This window comes from Agromyces sp. NPDC058064, assembly GCF_042885275.1.
Lineage (GTDB): Bacteria > Actinomycetota > Actinomycetes > Actinomycetales > Microbacteriaceae > Agromyces.
On record NZ_JBHVSE010000002.1, the window covers coordinates 128,987 to 151,360 of the forward strand.

General features: G+C 68.8%; 19 protein-coding genes and 3 tRNA genes. 12 read left to right on the forward strand and 10 right to left on the reverse strand.

Translation table 11 applies throughout. The annotated features are described in order from the left end of the window. Positions 1-13: 13 nt before the first annotated feature. A complete protein-coding gene (cls, locus tag ACFVSL_RS06365; protein ID WP_386939516.1) occupies positions 14-1,486 on the forward strand; it encodes a cardiolipin synthase in 1,473 nt (490 codons plus the stop codon). Between the two features lie 7 nt (positions 1,487-1,493). Next, positions 1,494-2,504, forward strand: a complete 1,011-nt coding sequence (locus ACFVSL_RS06370; RefSeq protein WP_386939517.1) for a hypothetical protein — start codon at positions 1,494-1,496, stop codon at positions 2,502-2,504. A gap of 187 nt (positions 2,505-2,691) precedes the next feature. Here ACFVSL_RS06370 and ACFVSL_RS06375 read toward each other — a convergent pair whose 3' ends face one another. The 4 genes from ACFVSL_RS06375 to ACFVSL_RS06390 all read right to left on the reverse strand — a co-directional run bounded on the left by ACFVSL_RS06375 (position 2,692) and on the right by ACFVSL_RS06390 (position 5,278). Continuing rightward, positions 2,692-3,219 carry a hypothetical protein gene (locus ACFVSL_RS06375; protein ID WP_386939519.1) on the reverse strand — a complete coding sequence of 176 codons (528 nt, stop codon included), beginning with the start codon at positions 3,217-3,219 and terminating at the stop codon, positions 2,692-2,694. A gap of 192 nt (positions 3,220-3,411) precedes the next feature. Next, on the reverse strand, positions 3,412-4,173 hold the full coding sequence (locus ACFVSL_RS06380) for a hypothetical protein (protein WP_386939520.1): 762 nt from the start codon (positions 4,171-4,173) through the stop codon (positions 3,412-3,414). Then, the gene (locus ACFVSL_RS06385; protein ID WP_386939521.1) at positions 4,170-4,922 is read right to left on the reverse strand and encodes a hypothetical protein; all 753 of its coding nucleotides are present in this window, start codon (positions 4,920-4,922) and stop codon (positions 4,170-4,172) included. The genes ACFVSL_RS06380 and ACFVSL_RS06385 overlap by 4 nt, the downstream gene beginning before the upstream one ends. After that, a complete protein-coding gene (locus ACFVSL_RS06390; RefSeq protein ID WP_386939523.1) occupies positions 4,919-5,278 on the reverse strand; it encodes a PadR family transcriptional regulator in 360 nt (119 codons plus the stop codon). Before ACFVSL_RS06390 ends, ACFVSL_RS06385 begins: the two co-directional genes overlap by 4 nt. Positions 5,279-5,404: 126 nt before the next feature. Here ACFVSL_RS06390 and ACFVSL_RS06395 point away from each other — a divergent pair, with 126 nt between their 5' ends. Both ACFVSL_RS06395 and ACFVSL_RS06400 read left to right on the forward strand, forming a co-directional pair. Continuing rightward, positions 5,405-6,556 carry a DUF4232 domain-containing protein gene (locus ACFVSL_RS06395; protein ID WP_386939524.1) on the forward strand — a complete coding sequence of 384 codons (1,152 nt, stop codon included), beginning with the start codon at positions 5,405-5,407 and terminating at the stop codon, positions 6,554-6,556. A gap of 134 nt (positions 6,557-6,690) precedes the next feature. Next, a complete protein-coding gene (locus ACFVSL_RS06400; RefSeq protein WP_386939526.1) occupies positions 6,691-7,014 on the forward strand; it encodes a hypothetical protein in 324 nt (107 codons plus the stop codon). 293 nt (positions 7,015-7,307) lie between these two features. Here the strand turns inward: ACFVSL_RS06400 and ACFVSL_RS06405 are convergent, their stop codons facing one another. Beyond that, positions 7,308-7,625 carry a hypothetical protein gene (locus ACFVSL_RS06405; RefSeq protein WP_386939527.1) on the reverse strand — a complete coding sequence of 106 codons (318 nt, stop codon included), beginning with the start codon at positions 7,623-7,625 and terminating at the stop codon, positions 7,308-7,310. Positions 7,626-8,170: 545 nt separating this feature from the next. Then, positions 8,171-11,716 (reverse strand): SIR2 family protein, encoded by a 3,546-nt coding sequence (locus ACFVSL_RS06410; RefSeq protein WP_386939529.1) that lies wholly within the window; start codon positions 11,714-11,716, stop codon positions 8,171-8,173. Between the two features lie 50 nt (positions 11,717-11,766). Here ACFVSL_RS06410 and ACFVSL_RS06415 point away from each other — a divergent pair, with 50 nt between their 5' ends. After that, the gene (locus ACFVSL_RS06415) at positions 11,767-12,144 is read left to right on the forward strand and encodes a tyrosine-type recombinase/integrase (protein ID WP_386939531.1); all 378 of its coding nucleotides are present in this window, start codon (positions 11,767-11,769) and stop codon (positions 12,142-12,144) included. A gap of 37 nt (positions 12,145-12,181) precedes the next feature. On the opposite strand, the gene ACFVSL_RS06420 is transcribed toward ACFVSL_RS06415, so the two are convergent. The 3 genes from ACFVSL_RS06420 to ACFVSL_RS06430 all read right to left on the reverse strand — a co-directional run bounded on the left by ACFVSL_RS06420 (position 12,182) and on the right by ACFVSL_RS06430 (position 12,514). Beyond that, positions 12,182-12,254, reverse strand: a tRNA-Phe gene (locus ACFVSL_RS06420). Between the two features lie 75 nt (positions 12,255-12,329). Beyond that, positions 12,330-12,403, reverse strand: a tRNA-Asp gene (locus ACFVSL_RS06425). Between the two features lie 38 nt (positions 12,404-12,441). Further along, a tRNA-Glu gene (locus ACFVSL_RS06430) sits at positions 12,442-12,514 on the reverse strand. A 247-nt stretch (positions 12,515-12,761) separates the two neighbouring features. Between ACFVSL_RS06430 and ACFVSL_RS06435 the strand changes: the two genes are divergently transcribed. Further along, positions 12,762-14,078 carry a peptidoglycan DD-metalloendopeptidase family protein gene (locus ACFVSL_RS06435; protein WP_386939533.1) on the forward strand — a complete coding sequence of 439 codons (1,317 nt, stop codon included), beginning with the start codon at positions 12,762-12,764 and terminating at the stop codon, positions 14,076-14,078. Next, complete coding sequence (locus tag ACFVSL_RS06440; RefSeq protein WP_386939534.1) at positions 14,071-15,375, forward strand: C40 family peptidase; 1,305 nt, start codon at positions 14,071-14,073, stop codon at positions 15,373-15,375. The genes ACFVSL_RS06435 and ACFVSL_RS06440 overlap by 8 nt, the downstream gene beginning before the upstream one ends. 87 nt (positions 15,376-15,462) lie before the next feature. Here the strand turns inward: ACFVSL_RS06440 and ppa are convergent, their stop codons facing one another. After that, positions 15,463-15,948, reverse strand: coding sequence for an inorganic diphosphatase (gene ppa / locus ACFVSL_RS06445; protein WP_386939536.1), 486 nt, complete (start codon positions 15,946-15,948; stop codon positions 15,463-15,465). 62 nt (positions 15,949-16,010) lie between these two features. On the opposite strand from ppa, the gene tilS reads away from it, so the two are divergent. The 5 genes from tilS to ftsH all read left to right on the forward strand — a co-directional run bounded on the left by tilS (position 16,011) and on the right by ftsH (position 22,373). Beyond that, positions 16,011-17,078 carry a tRNA lysidine(34) synthetase TilS gene (gene tilS / locus ACFVSL_RS06450; protein ID WP_386939538.1) on the forward strand — a complete coding sequence of 356 codons (1,068 nt, stop codon included), beginning with the start codon at positions 16,011-16,013 and terminating at the stop codon, positions 17,076-17,078. Positions 17,079-17,110: 32 nt separating this feature from the next. After that, positions 17,111-17,662, forward strand: a complete 552-nt coding sequence (gene hpt, locus ACFVSL_RS06455) for a hypoxanthine phosphoribosyltransferase (protein ID WP_386939540.1) — start codon at positions 17,111-17,113, stop codon at positions 17,660-17,662. An 83-nt stretch (positions 17,663-17,745) separates the two neighbouring features. After that, positions 17,746-19,449, forward strand: a complete 1,704-nt coding sequence (locus tag ACFVSL_RS06460; protein ID WP_386939541.1) for an MFS transporter — start codon at positions 17,746-17,748, stop codon at positions 19,447-19,449. Positions 19,450-19,480: 31 nt separating this feature from the next. Further along, positions 19,481-20,206, forward strand: coding sequence for a DUF2652 domain-containing protein (locus ACFVSL_RS06465; protein ID WP_386939543.1), 726 nt, complete (start codon positions 19,481-19,483; stop codon positions 20,204-20,206). 151 nt (positions 20,207-20,357) lie between these two features. Then, the gene (ftsH, locus tag ACFVSL_RS06470) at positions 20,358-22,373 is read left to right on the forward strand and encodes an ATP-dependent zinc metalloprotease FtsH (protein ID WP_386939545.1); all 2,016 of its coding nucleotides are present in this window, start codon (positions 20,358-20,360) and stop codon (positions 22,371-22,373) included. The last annotated feature ends 1 nt before the right edge of the window (position 22,374 follow it).

A 22,374-nucleotide genomic window follows, 5' to 3' on the forward strand; every position in this document is an offset into this window, starting at 1 on the left:
ACGGAGCACGCTCGTGAACCTCGATCCGGCCGTGTTCTGGACGATCGTGCTCGTCCTCGCCGACTGGACGATCCGCATCATCGCGCTCTTCATCGTGCCGAAGGACCGCAAGCCCACCGCCGCGATGGCGTGGCTGCTCGCGATCTTCCTCATCCCGTTCATCGGCGTGCTGCTGTTCCTCATCATCGGCAACGCGAGGCTGCCCGAGAAGCGACGCAAGCGCCAGCAGGAGGTCGACGCGATCATCGCGCAGAACGTCGACGCCCACGACTACACCGTCGACCGCGCGACGTGGCCGGCGTGGTTCGCCTCGATCGTGCAGCAGAACCGCACGCTCGGCGCCCTGCCCGCCTCTGGCGGCAACCGGGCCGAGCTCATCGGCGACTACCAGGCGTCGATCGACCGCATGGCCGCCGAGATCGACACGGCGCGGTCGTGGGTGAACATCGAGTTCTTCATCGTCGCGTGGGACGACACCACGCGCGAGTTCTTCGCCGCGATGGAGCGGGCGGTGCAGCGCGGCGTGAAGGTGCGCCTGATGATGGACTACATCGCCTCGGCGAAGGTGCCGATCCACAAGCAGACCATCGCCGAGCTCGACCGCATCGGTGTGGAGTGGAAGTACCTCCTGCCGGTGAAGCCGTTCAAGGGGCAGTTCCAGCGCCCCGACCTGCGCAACCACCGCAAGCTCGTCGTCGTCGACGGGCACGTCGGATACACCGGTTCGCAGAACCTCATCTCGCGCGACTACGACTCGCCGAAGAACCAGAAGCGCGGCCTCAAGTGGCAGGAGCTCGTGACGCGGGTCACCGGGCCGACGGTCGCGGCGATCAACACGGTCTTCCTCTCCGACTGGTACGCCGAGACGGGCGAGAACCTCATGGACACGGCCCACGTGAAGGTCGGCGAGCTCGAGTTCGACGAGTCATCCGAGGCGCTGGTCTGCCAGGTGGTGCCGAGCGGCCCGTCGTTCGACGAGGAGAACAACCTGCGCATGTTCCTCGGCCTCGTGAACGCGGCCCAGGAGAAGGTCATCATCACGAGCCCGTACTTCGTGCCCGACGAGGCGATGATGTACGCCATCACCTCGGCGAAGTTCCGCGGCCTCGAGGTGCAGCTGTTCGTCTCGGAGATCGGCGACCAGGGCATGGTGTGGCATGCGCAGCGCTCGTACTACGAGCCGCTGCTGCGCGCGGGCGTGCGCATCTTCATGTACCCGGGGCCGTTCATCCTGCACTCGAAGCACATGACGATCGACGACGACATCGCGTTCATCGGCTCGAGCAACATGGACATCCGCTCGTTCCTGCTGAACTTCGAGATCTCGATGCTCGTGCGCGGCGAGTCGTTCGTGCGCGACATGCGCGAGGTCGAGGAGGGCTACCGGGCGATCAGCCGCGAGCTCACCCTCGAGGACTGGCTGCGCGAGCCGACGAGGGCGAAGTTCCTCGACGGGGTGGCCCGGCTGACGTCGGCGCTCGAGTAGTTCGGGCATGGATCCCGAGGATCTGCCGCAGATCGGACCGATCGCCGTGGCGCCCGCAGCGCTCGCCGAGCGCGGCGAGCCCCTGAGTGCGGTGCTCGCCCGCTTCGAGGTGGCGGCTCCGACCTCGGATGCGACGACCGAGGGCGTGGCGGCACTGCCCGCCGAGGGATGGCGCGTACTCCACCGCGACCGCGGCATCGTCATCGGCGCACCCGCCGACGGCACCGGGCGCTCCTGGCGCATCGTCAGAGTCGAACCGGTGTCGGCCGAGCGCCCGGTGGGCCGCGTCGACATCGTGCCCGACGAACTGCCGCTGCGGCCGAGCCAGGCAGACCGGCGCAGGGGCCTGCGGCTGCGATGGCCCGAGGTCACGGCGTCGGCGCCCGATCTCGAGCGGCTCTGGATCGACGTCGTCAACGACGGCGGCGAACGCTGGGTTCCGAACGGCGACGGATTCCACGTCGCCGCCGCGATAGTACGGCCGGGGCACGACGGCGTCGGCTTCGCCTTCGTCGCCGGGCGCGACGCTGCCTGCCCCCTCGGCCCGGGCGACTACGCGCGGGTCCGCGCCCATCTCGACCTGAACGGGCTCGATCGGCTCGAGCCCGGCGAGTACGAGGTGCACGCCTGGCTCGTCGACCTCTCCGTCCGAACCGAGGATCCGCTGCTGATCCTCGTCTCGCCCGACATGATCGCCCGTCGCCGTGCGGCGATCGCCGCCCGCCCCGCACCGCCCGCTCCGCACGACCAGGCCGCGCGAGTACGAACACGGATCTCGATGCTGAGCGCGCTCGTGGCCGCGCGCGACCGCCTGCCCGAACTCGCGGAGCTCGTGCTCGAGCATTCCGGGGACTCCGAGCAGCTCACCGTCCGCATCGCCGAACTGCTCGGAATCACGAAGGTCGATGCGGCGGGCATCACCGCGGTGCCGCTCAGCCGCTTCGCCCAGCCGCTCGCCGGTCGCACCGAGACCGAGCTGCGTGAACTCGAACAGATGCTCGGCGAGCTGGAGAGATGAGGGCCCGGGGTTCGTCGATCTCGAACGCCCGGGCCCGCTTCAGTCGAGCCCCCACTCGTTCGAAGCCCGTCGTCGCGAACGACGACCACCTCATCACACCGCACCGGGATGCGATCCGGTAGGGATTGACAGCGACCGCCCCAGCTGCTGGTGGCGGCGGTCCGGTGAATCGGGCCGCGCCGGCGGCTCACTCGTCGCCCGGCTCGAGCAGCGCGAGACCGAGCCGCGAGCAGATCGCGGGTCCGGAGGACGGCACGACCGCCGTGCTGCCGTCGCCCATGCGGCAGAGCACGAACGACTCGGGCACGACGCCCGAGGGATTCGTGAGCGACGTCGGGTCGAAGCCCGACTCGAGCGACCCCTGCTCCCACATCATCGTGCACACCTCGACGGCGTGCTCCGCCCGTTCCGCGCCGTCCGAGAACGCGATGTAGGCCATGGCGTCGGGCCGGTCGCCGTCGGGGAGCGCCTCGGCCCTGAAGCAGTGGATGAGCTGATCGTTGGAGACGAGCTGCGACTGCAGCCAGACCACCGCGGCCGTCGCGGCGATGCCCGACACGACCAGGCCGCCCCCGCCCCAGGCGAACCAGCGGTGTCGGCGTCGGCGCGCGTCCCGCTCCCGCGACTCCTCGACGTGCCCGAGCACGAGCCCGCGGATCGCCGCCTCACGCTCGGGTCGCGCCTCGGAGCGGGTCTCGTTCACCGCATCGCCCACGCCCCGACGGCCTCGCAGCCCGGCGTGCATCGCTCGAGTTCCACCTGTGGTTCCTCCGCGCTCGGACAGTGTCGCGCTCACCGTACCGACCGCAGGGTCGCGGGCGCCAGCCCTTCCGGAGGGTCATCGATCTCCACCCGGCGAGTGGTGGCCGGTGCCTCGGACGACACCCGGCCACGCCGACGCGTGCGCTCAGTGCATGTTGTCGTTGCCGGTGACGTGCGTGGCGTAGCCGGCGCAGCCGGCCTCCTCCCACCGATAGGCGGACCCGGTGCCGGTGTCGCCGTACATCGCGAGCTCCCACGTCATCGTGCCGTCGCCCGTGCCGTCGGCGTTGAAGCCCTTCTCGGCCATGCAGGCGTCGACGGCCGCCCAGTATCCCGCGATCTCCTCCTTCTCGGTCGGTGCATCGGGGTCGAGCTCGGGCAACGGCGCCGAAAGCGGGGTGCCGGCTGCCCGGGCGACGGCGACCGCGTGATCGCCGACCCCGACGCATCCTCGCCGTTCCCATTCGGAGGACGGCACCGACCAGCTCTCGCGCATCTCACCGTAGAGGGCGTTGAGCCAGATGATCGACTGCTCGTAGCTGAGGCCCTTGGGCTGCGCGTCCTGGTTCAGCCAGGGCGCGGAAGGCAGGTACTCGACGTTCTGCTCGGCCATGCACTCGGCGATGACCTGCTCACGGCCCATGTACTCCATGCGGTCCTGGTCCGACTCGAGCCCCGTGCCGAACGGGTCGACGACCACGACGCCGTCGTCGGACGTCGCGCTCGCCGAGCCCGCCGCACCCGCGACGGGCGCGTCGCCGCCGGTCACGGCCGTCGCGGTCTCCGCCTCGCGCGGCAATTCGAACGGCGTGACCCCGTACGCGCCGGCCACGGTGAGCCCGGCGGCGACGGCGCACACGACGAGCCCGCCGACCGCGATCGGCGCGGTGAGTCGCCTGAGATTCATCGCGGCGCCTCCTTCGACGGCTCGGATGCCTCGGGCGATGATGCCGGGCCCGCCCACCACAGGCTCATCGAGAGGAAGAAGAGCACCGCCGCGCCCGTCGCCAGACGATTCAGCAGCACCATCTGCGCCGTCGATGAGGCGTAGAACTCCGTGAAGGTCGTGCTCGTGTCGACGAGTGCGTAGGTGCCGAAGCGGATGAGCAGGTAGGCCGCGACCGCGAGCACCAGCCCGGCCATGCCTCGGCGCCGGGCGACGAGGAGCAGCCACGACCCGACGACCGCGAGCGCGAGCCCCACGACCGTGAGCTCGGCCACGTCGGCCGCACCGTGCCAGGTGCCGAGGAGCATGCTGTTCGCGACCCGCCAGATGACGAACGCGCCCCAGGCGACGAGCGAGATCGCCGCGAGGTGGGCGAGCGCGGGCATCGCGAGCGGCAGCGTGCCGCGCGGCGCCCCGAGCGAGGCGCGACGCAGCCGGGCCCCGCGCCAGGCGAGGTCTGCGGGTACGCCGCGGATGGCGCGCCAGATGATGGACCCGCTCGCGCCCGCGCCCGAGTGCGCGCGCTCCTCGAAGAGGTCGGAGGCGAGTTCGGCGCGGCGTTCGGCGGCGACGTCGTCGGGCAGGTCGGCGGTGTACCAGCGGCCCCACGCGAGCACCGCGGCGTCGACGCGCCCGGCAGCGGTGTGCTGTCGACGAGCGGATGCCTCGAGCTCGAGCACTTCGTCGGATTCGAGCGTGACGGCGGTCATGCGAAGGCCGACCGGGGCTTCGGGACGGCGGCGGACGCCGTGCGCAGCTCGGTCTCCGCGCGGCACGCGGCGGCGCCGACACCGGTCACCCGGTAGAGGCGGCGGCGCGGCCGCCCTTCGGTCGCGGCGATCTCGGGATCCTCCCACTCGGATTCGACCATGCCGCGTTCGGCCAGGCGGCCGAGCGCCTTGTAGAGCGTGCCGTGCGCGGTGAGCGACGAGGCGCCGGATCGGTCGGCGATGCGCTTCGCGAGCGCGAAGCCGTAGAAGTCGCCGTCCTCGGCCTGGAGCTCGATACCCGCGCCGAGGATGTCGACCTCGAGGTCGACCAGTCGGCCTTCTCGTCTGCGTGGCATGGGGCCAGTATAGGAAGATATCTACTGGCTGTATAGGAAGATATCCATTTCGCTATAGGAAGATATCTGCCCATATGCTAGCGTCCCCTTCGAGCCGCCCGATCGGGCGGCGCAGAAGGGAACGACATGAACACCAAGAGGGTGATGTTCCAAGCCGCCGTCGGGGTCGCGCTGACGGTGACGCTCACCGGGGGATCCGCGCTCGTCGCCGGGGCGCTCGATGCCGGCGTGACGCCCGTGGCTGAGGCATCTGCACCCGTCGCCGCGCTCGCCGCCGACGTCGTGACGCTCGAGGCTCGCGCGACCACCGCCGCGCTGGCGGCCGCGGAGGCCGCCCCGGTGCAGGCTGCCGGCGACACGCACCGGAAGGACCGCGCCAAGCCGGTCGGCCCCGTCCACTGCGAGGACGCGCAGCTCACCATGGACTACGTCGAGCGACCCGACCGCTCGACGGACGCGACGAACGCCTTCGACCTCGTCTTCACGAACACCGCGTCGCAGCCGTGCTCGTTCGACGGGTGGCCCGGCCTCGTCGCGGAGGACGCCGACGGTGCGCTGCTGACCTGGGCGCTCACGTCGGGCGCGACCAGCACGCTGGCCGTGCTGCCGCCGAACGGCGGCCGTGCGGTCGCCGAGGGAACGGCCGACGTTCCCGCGGCGGTCGGATGCGCCGAGGCGACCACCGACCGCCTGCGCGCCTACATCTCGTCGGACGGCGCGGGCGGCGGCATCGTCGACGACGTGCAGATCCCGGTCTGCATCGACGGCACCTGGTCGCTGTGGCTCGGGCCGTTGACCCCGCTCCACGGCGCGCCCGGCGACGTGACGCAGCCCGCCGAGCCGCAGCCCGAGCCCGAGCCGCTGCCCGCCAAGTGCCAGGACGAGCAGCTGGGTCTCGAGTTCGTCGCGCGGCCCGACCGCTCGGCTGACGGTGCGGAGGCCTTCGAACTCGTCTTCACGAACGTGAGCGACGCGTCGTGCGCGATGTGGGGATGGCCCGGACTGGTCGTCGAGGCGGCCGACGGAACCCGGATCGGATGGTCGTCGGTGGTCGGAACGGACGGGGAGCCGTTCGTACTCGCGAACGGCGATGTCGCGACCGTGTTCGGCACGGCGCTCACCCCGAAGTCGCTGGGCTGCGAGGCGATCACCGCTGATCACGTGCGGGCGTACGTCACCTCCGACGGCGCCGGACCGGGCGTCGTCGCGCCGGCACCGTTCGAAGTCTGCGCCGACGGCTCGAGCGTGCTCGAGATCGGGGCGCTGACCGCGGCCTGAGCTGAGCCTGCACCCTGCCTGAACGGCGTCGCGAGCCCGCTCGCGGCGCCGTTCGGCGCGGTGCAGACGGAACGCGCCGACGACAATGGGGGTATGCCTGCCGAGCTGCTGGTGACCAAGATCGCGAACGCGCGTTGATCGAAGACGTGAAGGTCAACGTGCGCTCGCCGGTACTCGGCGCGTTCCGGTCGGCCTGGGGTGGACTGTGGGTCGGCGGTCGGGTCAGGCTCACGACGGAGGCCGTCAGCTTCGCCGCGAACGGGCTCAACCGCATGGTGCAATCGGGAACGCTCGACGTCAGCGTTCCGCTCGCGGACATCATCGGCGTCGACGTGCTCCCGGGATTCATCACCAGGATCGTCGCCATCACGACGCCCGATGTCACCCTGAAGGTGCGCTGCTACGGGGCGGCCCGCTTCGCGGAGGCGGTGCTGGCTGCTCGGGGCCGGCTCGGGTGAGCAGGTGCATCAGCTCGAACGCACGACGTCATCGTCGCTGGGGCGCCTGAGCACGTCCCGTTGTGTCCATTCGTAGCCGGTGGCGTTGGGCCCGGCCCAATTCAGCCCGACGAAGAAGCCGTCGTGTTCCAGGCCTGCGAGCCATCGCTCGGCGAACTCTTCGCGGCTCAGCCCGCGACATCGACCGACGACGCTCGGCTCCGACGGATGGAGGGGCACCGCCGTCGTCCTCGATCGCTGGCCGTCACGGACTGAAGTTCGCGCAGGGGTGCCAGCGACATGCCCGCACAGCGCTACTGACCGGCCGCGCGATCACGTACGCGTCCCCAGAACGCCGACTCCCATTGCGCAGGGTCGGCGTCATAGCTGAGTGCCTCGGCTTGGTACTCCGCGAATCCGGCCTGCGCGGTCTCGGCGTCCCACGGTCTGATGGCTGCGTCGTTCAGGAGCTGCGCTCCGTAGTGGACGATCTCGTCGCGGTAGGAGGCGAGCGCCGCTGCGACCCATTGCTCGTGGTCATCAGCGGGTCGGCCCGTCGACAGGTACGCCGCCCACCTGGCGTCCAACTGATCGCGGAACGGATCGGCCGACTCGTCGGTACTGCTGTCCATGGCTGGAGCGTATCGTCCTCCCGCCGGCGGCTTCTCGGAAGAACCCCCTGAAATAGAAGACCCCCGGCGGCCTGGGCGGTTCTCACTCAATTATTCTCGTTGTGATATCGCTCTGATCAGGGATTCTTCAGAACGGTCACATTGGGTTCAGATGGTTTTCGCGCATCTAATGGCACATTCTTAATGGCACAAGACCGAGCGGCAGCGAGCTTCAGGCAAGGCGTCGGGTGACCAAAGCATGACAAACGTACGCCAGCGGAGCTGGACCGATGGACGTAGTGCCCAGCCAGATTGGATCATCAGCTTCACGTCAGCTGATCACTAAGCCACCTGGAATTTGAACTTGGCGGGGCGCCATATCACCGGGCATCTCTTCAGTGTCTGCCAGACGGGAATCGAGCGCATGAGCAGCTTCACCGCCACAGTTCGGCGACTCAGCGCGCCGACCGAACCGCCTATCAGGCAATCATCGACCATCCAGAAGACCTATCTCGCTCGCGAGGATGGGGCTATCGTTGGCCGCCGCCGCCCCCATCAGCTCAGAACTAATCTGATCGCTGCAGCAGCGATCCGTCATCGCCTACATAGCGCCGCCCAAGTCTGCGCCCGACCTCCAGGAGGACTTGGATCATGGCTCGCCGCTCGGTGCCACTAGTCATAGAAAACTGCGGAAGCAGTCGGCTTTCAACCAAGTCTTCTGTTGCAAGCCGCGAAATTAGCGGACCACGCCAGTCATCCGTCGGCACTATGGCTTGAGCGAGAAGCCACTCTAGCGACGCATCATCGAAGTCTTCCGGTCCGAGGCTGGGAATGCTCGGCAGTACGAACTCGTGGAGAAGCTGTCGATCATGGGGCGTAGCCGAGAACAGGTTGATCAATGCGACGCGAGTGCCATTGTCGGTTCGGCGCGCGAGGAAATCCCCGATGCCGCTTGCGTAAAACCACTCGTGCTTGGACGCTCGACGCAACCAATCGACCCATGCGCCCAGATCGACGATCTCGACCGCCATCTCAGTCGCATCGTCGGTGCGCAGGGATTCCAATATCGGTCGTGCAAGTGCGTCATCTTGCAGATCCAGAAGTGCCAGGAGAGACTCTGGATTCCAACCCTCGATCGCTTCCAGAGCCGCGACCGGTTCTTTGCTCCAATCTCGGTCAGCGGACGCCATGGCGACGAGCATCTCGTTGAATGCGGTTTCGTCTCCGACGGCGTACAGCAGCAGGGCCCGTTCAAGGCCTTGTGCGTCGGCCGCTCTAAGGGCATCTGCGACGACCGGGTGAACATCCGTCATCAACTTGAGCGTCGACAGAGACCATCGGCCAACCGAATCGTTTTCGAGGAATGAGCGGAGCGATTCGATAACCCGTGAACTAGGCGGTTCCAGTAGCCCGAGTTCGGGTTTGCCGAACTGGAGTTGAAAGTACTGTGTCACAACGGCAAAGCCGCTTCCATGCTCGATTTCTTTGCGCACGTAGTCGACTGCAACTTGATTTCGCCGATATCGGAGTGCGGAACAGATGACGACGCGCTCGAGCGTTGAACCGGCCTTCCTCGCAAGACCGACGAGCGTTTCGTCGTCGATCTGGTAGAGGACTTCCTCGCTCGCACTCACGACAGCGGTCAGTTCTCCGAACTCACGCCCACCGAGCAGCGCGGCTTCTTGCGCGCGGTCGATGGGTCGCTCGCCGAGTTGATGAAGGAGTCTGACTGCGACGCCGGGGTCAGCGTCTTTGCCCAACTGGCGCCCAAGTTCGGTCAAGTAGTTGTAGCCTCGCTCGCCGTCAGCGAGTTGGTCAATCGCCCGGGTCAGGTAGGCGTTGTCGAGCTGGGTCAGTATGCCGAGAGCTTGGCCGCCGAGACTGTCCGGCAAGTTGGAGAGAATCTCCAACTCCGGCATGTGGGCAGGTCCCACCGGCAGGTCATCAATGGAGAACCAGTGCACGCGGGACTCGGAGCTGCTCACGATCGTGGGTAACGCGGCTAGCGATCGCTTTACCCAGAGGTCTCGGTCGTCGTCAACGAAATGAAGGCCGCGTAGCCCCATGCCTGGATCCACCCGCATGATTGTGTCGTGCACTTGGACTGCGAGCGATTCAGGTAGAAAGCCGAGCGTCAACAAGAGGGCGTGGTCCCAGTCGTGCCGCTCGAGATATCCGAGAACCGCGTCCTGGTCGTTCTCGATTCGCGTGGCGAGGTGACGCGCGGCGACATACTCTGCGACCGAGTGATGATAAAACGCGAGCCTACGCGTTGAGGTCGGCACGAGAAGGTTCTCATCGAGTGCAAAGTCGCAGAACGCGGAGGGGTCGATCCCACGGGGCAAGTTCGCCGCCAGCGCCAGCAATATGTCGTCGTGCTCGGCCGTCAGGCCGCCGCGATCGATCATCTGTGCTGCCACCTCGCCCATCACGGCGGCGACATCTATCGCTCGCCCAAACTGCGCGTGCGCGGCGCGATCGAAGCGACTGAGGATCTGGAGATACGTCGCATGCACGGACGTCAGTGTGGTCGGGTTGAGTGTGCCGTCGAGCCAAGCGCGGAAAAACAGGGGCCGTCGCAGTAGATCGCGAGCCGCTGGGTTCAGGCTGCCCGCGTCCATCCCGAGCGCCGCCATCTGGCTCAGAACGGCTCCTTCCTCGACTGCATCGAGTGTTGCCTTCGGAAGTCGTAGGTTGCTGAATGGTGCCGCCGAGCGCGTCGTCGCAATGACCGTATTCTCATGGGCGACCTGCAGGAAAGCGTCCAACTGATCGGTCAGCGCTTGCTGGAAACGATCGTCTTCAGGCGCCTCATTCAGACCGTCGAGGATGATGAAAGCGCTCTTCGCTTGGAGCAGCGACTCAAGAGTCACGCCGGGCGGGAGTCGCTTGCCCACCGTGCCGGCAAGATCTCCTTGGTAGTCGCGCATCTGAACAAGAATTGGCACCCGCATGCTCTCGATGGCAGGAGCCTCGGATGCTAGGCAGTCGGTTAGCAAGCGCTCAGCCAACGCACCGACCGCTCGTTCAACGATGTGACTCTTCCCCGCTCCGGGAGCACCCTCAATGAGAAGATGGCCTCGATATGCTGAGATCGCGGCTACAGCCTCGCCTCGCAGCGAGGCTCCGAGAACCCAGCCGCGATCGTCGGGCGTCCGGTTGGCTTCCAACCGCAACGAGATGTCATTCACATCCCGCGCCGGATGCTCGAGCATCAGACCTTGGGCGTACCGCGCAAAAGCGAGGGAAGTGGTCTCGGGCGAGGCTTGAGTCGTGATCTGCTCGATCGCTGACTTGACGGACCGAAGAAAATCCAGCAAAGGAGCGTGGCGATTGCCATTCGATCCGTCCTTGCGGGTTTCGTACGAAATCAGGTCGATGCCGTGATGTCGTCGCCAATAGCTCCGTGCCTCTTCGGGCACGTCTGGCATGATCGCGAGGTGGTCGCTCGGATTGCCCTGGAAGGTATTGAATAGGGAGTCCCGCAGCTGAAGGAAGTCAGGGTCGCGAAGCCCAAATCCGACAAAGACGACGGGCCGGCTGGCGAATAGCATTCGCATCGCTTCGAAGCTCGCGCGGTGGTCGCCACCTTGTCGGCGATAATCCTCGCGGGAAAGGACGATCGTATCGCAATTGGAGATGTCGCCGTGCGGCTTGAAAACGAAATTTGTCGACCGTGCCTGGAGGATCGAAGGGATTTCTAGCGTGTTTGCAGGCGTCACGACGTCCGTGCGCCCACCTGCTCCGCTCAATGCACGTTCGATCAGGTGATCGTAGTTGGTCGTCACGAAGCACGTGGGTCCGAGCCTGACCAGCGCGTCGTGAAGATCCGATGGCACCTTCGTCGTGTCGATTACTCGTCGTAGGAAGCTGCATCTCTCTTGAGGAGTCATCTGATCGATTCCGTAACTCGCTGCGAGCAACAAGTCACCTGCTTTGAGTTCCTGATCGACAGCTTGATGACGTAGGCCGAGAGCTTGCAGTTCGCAGCTAAGTTCCTCGATCAGGCCGCTCCAAGACGGCAGACCAGACCACATCGAAGCACCTGAGCCAACGAATACAACGGCATCCTCTCTGGCGAGGACCTCTGCGACACGCTTCGCTCCCTCCATCGGTATCCTCCACTTGAGCTGAAACAGCATTGACAACTCGAACGTACCGGGTGGGTGAGGTTGCGAGGCGATCGGCCGCCCCCGACCTCCGCATACACGACCTACGCCACGCGTTCGCCACGATCCTGTTCGACGCCGGCGCCACCGCACCAGACGTGAAGGCGACCCTCGGCCACTCGAGCCTCCAGGTCACCGAGTGCTACTCACGTGCTCGCGAGGGCGTAGCGCTCCAAGCCGGCGCAGCACTGAACGATGCGCTCAAGCGAGCCGACGAAAGCCCCGACAAGAGAGCCGGTCAGAACGTCGACAAGGACGCTGCCAAGACATCCCATCCAGAACCAGAAGTGGCACAACGCCGAACCAGGCGAATCGTTAATGGCACATTAATGGCACAGCCTCATCGGCCGCCCCGCGGAATCACCCGCTGACACGAAAAAACCCCCGGTAAACCGGGGGTTTTGACTGTGGCTCCGACCGGCATCGATCCGGTGACCTTTCGATTTTCAGTCGAACGCTCTACCAACTGAGCTACAGAGCCTCAGGCACTCGGTGAAGAATGCCCGAATAAGGAGAAAGCCCCTTCTCTCGTAAGGGAAAGGGCTTGTCGCCTGAGCGACCCTGACGGGACTTGAACCCGCGACCTCCGCCGTGACAGGGCGGCACGCTAACCAACTGCGCTACAGGGCCTCGTGATGAAGCTGTTCAATTATATACGCCTTGCAAAGTGACCCCAACGGGATTCGAACCCGTGCTGCCGCCGTGAAAGGGCGGTGTCCTAGGCCACTAAACGATGGGGCCGGAGGCCTCGCTCTGCAGCGCGACCGCCGAGAAGCAAGCATACGTGCTGATTCGCTTCTGCGCAAAACGAGCGTCGGCGACGTGTGGAACGCGCGCGGGGGAGGCCTCGCAGCCGGTGCGACGCATCCGCGGACATGCCCGGCAAATCCCCGGAAACGGTTACCGGCCTGCCTATCGTGAAGGCTGCCAGTGCCCGGAAACGAGAGCGAGGAGCGCGGGGACCCGAAGCCCGCGTGGACGGGGAACCATGGACCGCACCACACGACGATCGCAGACCGCCCGAGCTCGGACGAGCCCGCCGGCGCCACCGAGCATCGCGCGCCGTGTACTCGCCGGCGCCGCGCTCGTCGCGCTGGCCCTCGTCGGATCGGTGGCCGCGCCGCAGAGCGCGCTCGCCGCCGACTACCCCACGTGGGACGAGGTCGAGCAGGCGAAGGCCGACACCGCCGCGGGCGCCGCGGCGGTCGAGGAGATCACCGGGCTCATCGCCGAGCTCGAGGCGAACGTCGAACGCACGCGTCTCGAGGCGCAGCGCCGCACCGACGAGCTGCTCGTCGCGCAGCAGAAGTACGACGACGCGGTGCGCAAGGCCGACCAGATCCAGGCCGAGGCCGACGCCTCCGCCGCGGAGGCGGCCGAGGCCGAGCAGAACGCCGGGCAGGTCGCTGCGCAGCTCTACCGCACGGGTACCGGCGACCTCAGCGTGAGCCTCTTCCTCGAGGCGGGCAACGCGAAGTCGACCGATGCGCTGCTCTCGAAGCTCGGCAACATGAGCCAGATGGTCGAGCGCAGCTCCGAGGTGTACCGCACCGCACAGGAGAAGGCGAACTCGGCGCAGTCGCTCGGCGATCAGGCCGAGGTCGCCCAGGGCGAGCGCGAGAAGCTGCGGGTCGCCGCCGAGGCGGCGCTCCAGGCGGCGCAGGAGGCGCAGGCCGCCGCCGAGGCCGCCCTCGCCGAGTCGCAGGCGAAGAAGATCGAGCTCGAGGCGCAGCTGAAGTTCCTGAAGGACACCGAGGCGAAGACCACGGCGGCCTACGAGGAGGGCGAGCGCAAGCGCAAGGAGGAAGAGGAGCGTCGCCGCAAGGAGGAGGAGCGCCGTCGCCGCGAGGCGATGGAGAACGGCTCGCCCGGCGGCGTCGCGACCTCGGGCTGGGCGCTGCCCGCCTCGGGATGGATCTCGGGGAACTACGGCCCCCGCGAGGTCATCTGCGGCGGCGGCTACTGCTCGAACCCGTTCCACTACGCGACCGACCTCGCGACCGGGTGCTGGTCGCCCATCTACGCGGCGAACAGCGGCACCGTCACCTATTCGGGCTGGTCGGGCAGCTACGGCAACTTCGTCAAGATCAACCACGGCGGCGGCATCTCGACGGGTTACGCGCACATCGTCGACGGCGGCCTGCTCGTCGGCTCGGGGCAGTGGGTCTCGTCGGGCCAGCAGATCGCCTGGTCGGGCACGACCGGAGCATCGACGGGCTGTCACCTGCACTTCGAGGTCTACGACGGCTGGAACCGCATCGATCCCGTGCCGTTCATGGCGAACCGGGGTGTCTACCTTGGCTGAGAACCGCACCAGGCCCGTCTCGCGGGTGAAGCCCGCGACCGTCTTCTCCGCGGTGGCGGTCGGCGCGGTCACCGCCTCGATCGGGCTCGTCGGCCCGCCCGCCGCGGCCGAGCCCGACTACCCGTCGTGGGCCGAGATCGAGCAGGCCAAGCAGAACGAGACCACGAAGCAGGCCGAGATCGGCCGGCTGGGTGCGCTGCTCGCCGGCTTGCAGCAGACGGCGGATGCCGCGGTGCAGGTCTCGATGGTCGCCGACGAGGCCTACCGGGTCGCCGTCGACGCGCGCGATCGCGCCGCCGAGAAGGTGGAGACGCTGCGCAAGCAGGCCGAGGAGGCCGAGGCGGTCGCCGAGATCTCGAAGATGCGCGCCGGTCTGCTCGCGGCGCACCTCGCACGGACCGCCGGCAACGACCTGTCTGCTGAGCTCGTGTTCAGCGGCGACGACGTCGACGGGCTGCTGAAGCAGCTCGGCATCGCGTCGAAGCTCGGCGAGCAGTCGCAGGGCGTCTACGAGCAGGCGAGGAGCGACCGGAACGCGGCGGAGGCGCTGCGCGCCCAGGCGACGGAGGCGCGCACCGAGCACGAGCGGCTCGCCGCGCTCGCCGAGGCTCGCGCCGACGAAGCGCGAGCAGCCGCCGACGAGGCGCTCGCGGCGGTGGCGGCGGCCGAGCAGCGCTCGGCCGAGCTCTACGCGCAACTCGCCTCGCTGAAGGACACGACCGCGGCGCTCGAGCGCGAGCGTGTCGAGGGCCAGGCGCGCGAGGCGGCCGAGGCGGCGCTCGAGGAGGAGGCGTCGAACGGCGGCGAATCCGGCGGCGGCTCGAGCGGGGGCGGGAGCGGCAACGGCGGTGGTTCGAGCGGCGGCGGCTCAGGCGGCGGCAGCGGCGGCGGCCAGGCTCCGAACCCGAACCCGAAGCCCCCGAACCAGAACGCCGTCGAGACGGCGATCGCGTTCGCGCGGCAGCAGCTCGGCGAGCGGTACGTGCTCGGCGGCGCCGGCCCCGACGTGTGGGACTGCTCGGGCCTCACGCGCGAGGCGTACGGCTACGCGGGCATCGGCATCGGCACGCACTCCGCCACGAACCAGTACTACACGCTCGCGGGCCGCGGCAAGGCGGTCTCGCTCGGCAGCATCCAGCGCGGCGACCTGCTGTTCTGGGGCTCGGGCGGCGACTACTACCACGTCGCGATCTACCTCGGCGGGGGCCGCATCCTCGAGGCGCCGCGCGAGGGCGTGCCGGTGCGCGAGTACTTCATCTGGGGCAGCCCCTCGGCCGCGGCGCGGCCCGCGGGCTGAGCCCGGAGCACGACGAAGGGGGCGAGCCGTGCGGCTCGCCCCCTTCGGTGCTTCGGATGCCACGTGGCATCCGCTGGTCTCGATCGCTCAGTGACCGGGGAAGGCCTCGATCGCCTTCTGGATGAGCGCCTCGGCCTCGGCGGCGTTCGCCCAGCCCTCGGTCTTGACCCACTTGCCGGGCTCGAGGTCCTTGTAGTGCTCGAAGAAGTGCTCGATCTCCTTCTTGGTGAACTCGGGGATCGAGTCGACGTCCTGGATGTGGTTCCAGCGGGGGTCGCCCGCGGGCACCGCGATGACCTTGGCGTCGCCGCCGCCGTCGTCGGTCATGTGGAAGACGCCCACGGGGCGCACCTTCACGCCGACGCCCGGGAAGAGGGGGTACTCGAGCAGGACGAGCACGTCCAGCGGGTCGCCGTCGTCGCCGAGGGTGTTCTCGAAGAAGCCGTAGTCGGTCGGGTAGACGAACCCGGTGTAGAGCACGCGGTCGAGGAACACCCGGCCGGTCTCGTGGTCGACCTCGTACTTGTTGCGGCTCCCCTTGGGGATCTCGATGACGGCGTTGTACTCGCCCATGCTCTCTCCTTGTGATGAAGTCTCGCCGGGCACTCGGCACGCGGCGGAATAAGGTTACCCCGATGCCTTCTGACGAGCACACGGATGCCACGGAGCCCCGCCGACCGCGATTGACCCCGCCGATCGCCGACGTCCGACGCGCGGTGCGCGCCCACGTCGGTCGAGTAGCGGAGCGTATCGAGACCACCGTCGATGCCCCACTCGTGCTCGTGGCCCTCTCGGGCGGCGCCGACTCGCTCGCGCTCGCCGCGGCCGCCGCGTTCGAGGCGCCCCGCGCGGGCATCGCCGCCGGCGCGGTGATCGTCGACCACGGCCTTCAGCCCGGCTCCGCCGAGGTCGCCGAGCGCACGGCGCGCACCGCCCGCGAGCTCGGGCTCGACCCGGTGCTCGTGCGACGCGTGGAGGTCGGCGGCGAGGGCGGGCCCGAGGCATCCGCACGCGACGCGCGCTACGCCGCGCTCGACGCGGCCGCTCGCGAGACCGGCGCCGCACTGGTGCTCCTCGGCCACACCCTCGACGACCAGGCCGAGACCGTGCTGCTCGGACTCGCCCGCGGATCGGGCTCGGCGAGCCTCTCGGGCATGGCGCCCGTCGCCGGTCGATACGCGCGGCCGCTCCTCGGCATCCGCCGCGCGACCACCAGGCAGGCCTGCCTCGACGCCGGCCTCTCGCCGTGGGACGACCCGCACAACCTCGACCCGGCCTACGCACGAGTGCGGGTGCGCGAACGCGTGCTGCCGGTGCTCGAGGCCGAGCTCGGCCCGGGCATCGCCGAGGCGCTCGCGCGCACCGCCGAGCAGCTGCGCGAGGACGACGCCGCGTTCGCCGAGCAGATCGAGGAGTTCATCGAGGAGATCTGCGAACCGGCCGAGGCCGGCATCGCGGTGTCGGTCGCCGCGCTCGCCGCGAACCCCGCCGCGCTCAGGCAGCGCATCATCCGGCACGTCGTCGCGAGCGAGTTCGGGGTCTCGCTCAGTCGCGCCCAGACGCTCGAGGTGGCGCGACTCGTGACCGAGTGGCACGGCCAGGGGCCGCTCGACCTGCCGGGCGGTGCGCTGGTCACGCGCGCCGGCGCCCATCTCGTGTTCTCGACGACCGGGTCGACCGAGGTGCTCGAGCACGACCACTGACCGCGCAGTCGGACTCGTTTAGGATTTACCGCATGGATGCGCGCGAGATTCAGGCCGACCTCACCGAGACCCTCGTCACCGAAGCGGAGATCCACACGAAGCTCGCCGAGCTCGCGCGCCAGATCGAAGCCGACTACGACGGCAAGGACCTGCTGCTCGTCGGCGTGCTGAAGGGCGCGGTCATGGTCATGGCCGACCTCGCCCGCGAGCTCAAGTGCCACGTCAACATGGACTGGATGGCCGTCTCCTCGTACGGCGCCGGCACCCAGTCGAGCGGCGTCGTGCGCATCCTGAAGGACCTCGACGCCGACCTCACCGGCCGTCACGTGCTCATCGTCGAGGACATCATCGACTCGGGCCTCACGCTCAGCTGGCTGCTCGGCAACCTCGAGTCGCGCGGCGCCGAGTCGGTCGAGATCTGCGCGCTCTTCCGCAAGCCCGACGCGGCCAAGGTCGAGGTCGGCGTGAAGTACCTCGGCTTCGACATCCCGAACCAGTTCGTCGTCGGCTACGGGCTCGACTACGCCGAGCGCTACCGCAACCTCCGCGACGTCGCGATCCTCGCGCCGCACGTCTACAGCTGAGCCCGCGGGCCCTCGCCGGGTCACCCGGACTGGGGTGGACTCCCCGCCCTGCGGCGCCGCGACGGACGCCCTAGAGTCATGCCATGGGCGAGGGCGGCCGCCGAAGCAGACTGCGTGACGCTGCCGCCGCCTTCGCGAGCAACGTGCAGAACCCCGACCTGCGGCGGGCGCAGCTGAGCTTCCTCGGCGCGTGGACGGCCGAATGGGCGTTCACGGTGGCGCTCGGGATCGTCGCCTACCGCGACGGCGGCGCCGCGGCGCTCGGCCTCGTCGGGCTGCTGCGCATGGTCCCGTCGGCGATCTTCGCCCCGCTGCTCTCGCCGATCGCCGACCGGGGCCGACGCGAGCGGGTGCTCATCCTCGTGTCGGTCGTGCGCGGGATCGCGACCGCCGCCGCCGCGGCCGTGGTCGCCCTGGCCGGGCCGCCGACCGTCGTCTACGCCCTCGCCGTGCTCTCGACGATCGCGGCGACGCTCTACCGTCCCGCGCACTCGGCCCTCCTGCCCTCGCTCTGCCGCACCGGCTACGAGCTCGCGAGCGCCAACATGGTGCGCGGACTCCTCGACTCGGCCGCGACCCTCGTCGGTCCGCTCCTCGCGGCGGTGCTCCTGCAGGTCGCGGGCGTCGACGTCGTGTTCGCGGTCGCGGCGGCCGCCTCGTTCGGCGCGGCGGCGCTGCTCGTGGGGCTGCGCTACGAGGCGCCGCCGAGGCCGGCCGCGCCGGCACGCCGGAACCTCGCCGCCGAAGCCCTCGACGGCCTGCGGGCGGTCGGCCGGAGCCCCGGCCTGCTGCTCGTCCTCGGCCTCGCCTCGGCCCAGGCCCTCACCCGCGGCGCGCTGACCGTGCTCTCGGTCGTCGTCGCGATCGAGCTGCTCGGTACCGGCGAACCCGGCGTCGGAGCGCTCATGACCGCGGTCGGCGTCGGCGCGGTGCTCGGCTCGCTCGCCGCCTCGCTGCTCGTCGGAACCGGACGGCTGGGCGCGTGGTTCGCGGTCGGCGTCGGCCTCTGGGGCCTGCCGCTGACGCTCGTCGGCCTCGCACCGCAGGGCTCGACGGCCCTCGGCCTGCTCGCCTTCATCGGCGTCGGCAACGCGCTGATCGACGTCGCCGGCTTCACGCTGATCGGCCGGATGGCCCCCGACGACGTGCTCGCGCGCGTCTTCGGCGTGCTCGAGAGCCTCGTCGCCGTGTTCATCGGCATCGGCGCCGTGGTCGCGTCGACGATGGTCGAGCTGTTCGGCGTGCAGACCGCGCTCATCGCGATCGGGCTCGTCTGCCCTGTGCTCGCGGTGCTGACGTGGCATCCGCTGCGCCGCCTCGACCGCTCGGTAGGCGAGCTCGACGACGACGTTCGGCTCCTCCGCGGGGTCGCGATGTTCCGCCCCCTGCCGCTGCCCTCCGTCGAGCAACTCGCCCGCGGTCTCGATCCCGTCACCGTCGCGCGCGGCGACGCGGTGTTCCGGCAGGGCGACCTCGGCGATCGCTACTACCTCATCGAGTCCGGTCGCGCCGAGGTCGTGGGCGACGGCCGGGTGGTCGCGACGCTCGGCGAGGGGGAGGGCTTCGGCGAGATCGCCCTGCTACGCCGCACGCGCCGGACGGCGACGGTCACCGCCGCGACCGAGCTGCGGATGCGGGCGCTGGCCTCCGACCGGTTCCTCCCCGTCGTGCTCGGCTACACGCCGAGCGCGCAGCAGGCCGAGGCCGAGGTCGACGACCTCCTCGAGCGCTACGAACCGGGCGAGCACTCCGACGAGCCGCCGGCCACCCCCGATTCGCGGGGTTGAGGCACTCGGGCATCGATGGCACCCTGAGCGCATGGAGTCCGGCCGCGCGGTACTGCTGATCGCCGACATCGGCGGATACACCGACTACATGAGCTCCCACCGGTTCAGCCTCGCGCACGCCGAGGTCAACACCGCGCGCATGCTCGACAAGATGATCGACGCCGCGCCCGGGTACGACCTCATCGAGATCGAAGGCGACGCGGCCTTCCTCTCGAAGCAGGCCGACGGCCGCGATTCGGATGCCGCGGTCGCCGAGATCCTCACGACCGCCGCCGCGATGCACCGGGCGTTCCACCTCGAGCGCCAGAACGTCGCCGCGAACCTCTGCCCCTGCGCGGGGTGCAAGGAGGCCGCGGAGCTCAAGCTCAAGTTCGTCGCGCACGTCGGCGACGTGGCCACCCAGACGATCCGCGAGCGCATCAAGCTCGTCGGCATCGACGTCATCCACGTGCACCGCATGCTCAAGAACCCCGTCTCCATCCCCGAGTACGTGCTGCTCTCCGACGAGCTGCACCGCACCGGCGCCGGCGCGCTGCCCGCCGAGGTGCACGAGATCTCGCAGGACCTCGAGGGCATCGGCACCGTGCGGGCGTACTTCGTCGACGTCGGCGACCTCGACGCCGGGCTGCCGCCGCTGCCCGGGCCGTCCGTTCGCGGGCGCCTGGGGCGCACCTTCGCCGCGGCCGGCCTCGGCATGCCGTACCTGCTCGGACTGCGGCGGGGCCGGCGCGACGCGACGCCTTCGGCGGTCGAGTAGCGCGCGACGGAGGAGCACGCGGATCGAGACCCGGTCACCCGGTCTCGAGACGCTCCTTCGTCGCTCCTCGACCACCGTGGTCGTACGCGCTGCGCGCTTTCAGCGAACAGGCAGCCGCCGTCCAGTAGCGCCGGGGTAGCCTTGCAAGATCATGAACATGAAGAAGGTCTTCCGCGGGCCGATCATCTACATCCTGCTCGCGATCGTCGCCGTGTGGATCGGCTCGAGCCTCATCACCGCGTCCGGCTTCAAAGAGGTGTCGACGCAGGAGGGCCTCGAGCTGCTGAGCGACGGCAAGGTCGCCGCCGTGAAGATCGTCGACGGTGAGAACCGCGTCGACCTCACCCTCGCCAAGGAGGACGAGAAGCTCGGCAAGCAGGTGCAGTTCTACTACGTGACGCCCCGCGGCGCCGACGTGGTCGCCGCGGTCGACTCCGCCGACCCGAAGGACGGCTACAACGACGAGGTGCCGCAGCCGAACTGGTTCATGTCGATGCTCGGCATCCTCCTGCCGCTGCTGCTCATCGGCGTCTTCTTCTGGATCATGCTCTCGGGCATGCAGGGCGGCGGCAACCGCGTCATGCAGTTCGGCAAGTCGAAGGCGAAGCTCGTCTCGAAGGAGAGCCCGAAGGTCACCTTCGACGACGTCGCCGGCGCGAACGAGGCGATCGAGGAGCTCCACGAGATCAAGGAGTTCCTGAAGGAGCCCGCGAAGTTCCAGGCCGTCGGCGCCCGCATCCCCAAGGGTGTGCTGCTGTACGGCCCTCCCGGCACCGGCAAGACCCTGCTCGCGCGCGCCGTCGCCGGCGAGGCGGGCGTGCCCTTCTACTCGATCTCGGGTTCCGACTTCGTCGAGATGTTCGTCGGCGTCGGCGCCTCCCGCGTGCGCGACCTCTTCGACCAGGCCAAGCAGAACGCGCCGGCCATCATCTTCGTCGACGAGATCGACGCGGTCGGCCGCCACCGCGGCGCCGGCCTCGGCGGCGGTCACGACGAGCGCGAGCAGACGCTGAACCAGCTGCTCGTCGAGATGGACGGCTTCGACCCGAAGACCAACGTCATCCTGATCGCGGCGACCAACCGCCCCGACATCCTCGACCCCGCGCTGCTGCGCCCCGGCCGCTTCGACCGCCAGATCGGCGTCGACGCCCCCGACCTCAAGGGCCGCCAGAAGATCCTCGAGGTGCACTCGAAGGGCAAGCCGCTCGCGAACGGCGTCGACCTCGAGGTGCTCGCGCGCAAGACGCCGGGCTTCACGGGCGCCGACCTCGCCAACGTGCTCAACGAGGCCGCGCTGCTCACCGCGCGATCGAACGCGCAGCTCATCGACAACCGTGCGCTCGACGAGGCCGTCGACCGCGTGATCGCCGGCCCGCAGCGCCGCTCCCGCGTCATGAAGGACAAGGAGAAGCTCATCACCGCGTACCACGAGGGCGGCCACGCCCTCGCCGCGGCGGCGATGAACTACACCGACCCCGTGACGAAGATCACGATCCTGCCGCGCGGCCGCGCCCTCGGCTACACGATGGTCATGCCGCTCGAAGACAAGTACTCGGTCACCCGCAACGAGCTGCTCGACCAGCTCACGTACGCCATGGGCGGCCGCGTCGCTGAAGAGATCGTGTTCCACGACCCGTCGACCGGCGCCTCGAACGACATCGAGAAGGCCACCTCGACGGCCCGCAAGATGGTCACCGAGTACGGCATGTCGGCCAACGTCGGCGCCGTGAAGCTCGGCCAGTCGCAGGGCGAGGTCTTCCTCGGTCGCGACATGGGGCACCAGCGCGACTACTCGGAGGAGATCGCCGAGCGCGTCGACCTCGAGGTGCGCACCCTCATCGAGCAGGCGCACGACGAGGCCTGGCAGGTGCTCAACGACAACCGCGACATCCTCGACAAGCTCGCGGCCGAGCTCCTCGAGCACGAGACGCTCGACCACAACCAGATCGCCGAGATCTTCAAGGACGTGAAGAAGCTGCCCGAGCGCCCGCTGTGGCTCTCGAGCGACAAGCGCCCCGTCTCCGACATCCCGCCGATCTCGTTCCCGACCGAGAAGATGCCCATCGACCAGGGCGCCGTCGACGGCGGCGTCGACTCGGGCCAGGTGCCCGAGGAGGCCCCGGCCGCGCGCACGCCCCGGTCGAACCCCCGACCGGCGACGGCGTGAT

What these genes read in the sequence shown, in the direction of transcription:
- ACFVSL_RS06370 (WP_386939517.1), top strand. Translation starts at nt 1,494, where the DNA reads ATGGATCCCGAGGATCTGCCGCAGATCGGACCGATCGCCGTGGCGCCC.
- ACFVSL_RS06380 (WP_386939520.1), bottom strand. Translation starts at nt 4,173, where the DNA reads ATGAATCTCAGGCGACTCACCGCGCCGATCGCGGTCGGCGGGCTCGTC.
- ACFVSL_RS06385 (WP_386939521.1), bottom strand. Translation starts at nt 4,922, where the DNA reads ATGACCGCCGTCACGCTCGAATCCGACGAAGTGCTCGAGCTCGAGGCA.
- ACFVSL_RS06390 (WP_386939523.1), bottom strand. Translation starts at nt 5,278, where the DNA reads ATGCCACGCAGACGAGAAGGCCGACTGGTCGACCTCGAGGTCGACATC.
- ACFVSL_RS06395 (WP_386939524.1), top strand. Translation starts at nt 5,405, where the DNA reads ATGAACACCAAGAGGGTGATGTTCCAAGCCGCCGTCGGGGTCGCGCTG.
- ACFVSL_RS06405 (WP_386939527.1), bottom strand. Translation starts at nt 7,625, where the DNA reads ATGGACAGCAGTACCGACGAGTCGGCCGATCCGTTCCGCGATCAGTTG.
- ACFVSL_RS06410 (WP_386939529.1), bottom strand. Translation starts at nt 11,716, where the DNA reads ATGGAGGGAGCGAAGCGTGTCGCAGAGGTCCTCGCCAGAGAGGATGCC.
- ACFVSL_RS06435 (WP_386939533.1), top strand. Translation starts at nt 12,762, where the DNA reads ATGGACCGCACCACACGACGATCGCAGACCGCCCGAGCTCGGACGAGC.
- ppa (WP_386939536.1), bottom strand. Translation starts at nt 15,948, where the DNA reads ATGGGCGAGTACAACGCCGTCATCGAGATCCCCAAGGGGAGCCGCAAC.
- tilS (WP_386939538.1), top strand. Translation starts at nt 16,011, where the DNA reads ATGCCTTCTGACGAGCACACGGATGCCACGGAGCCCCGCCGACCGCGA.
- hpt (WP_386939540.1), top strand. Translation starts at nt 17,111, where the DNA reads ATGGATGCGCGCGAGATTCAGGCCGACCTCACCGAGACCCTCGTCACC.
- ACFVSL_RS06460 (WP_386939541.1), top strand. Translation starts at nt 17,746, where the DNA reads ATGGGCGAGGGCGGCCGCCGAAGCAGACTGCGTGACGCTGCCGCCGCC.
- ACFVSL_RS06465 (WP_386939543.1), top strand. Translation starts at nt 19,481, where the DNA reads ATGGAGTCCGGCCGCGCGGTACTGCTGATCGCCGACATCGGCGGATAC.
- ftsH (WP_386939545.1), top strand. Translation starts at nt 20,358, where the DNA reads ATGAACATGAAGAAGGTCTTCCGCGGGCCGATCATCTACATCCTGCTC.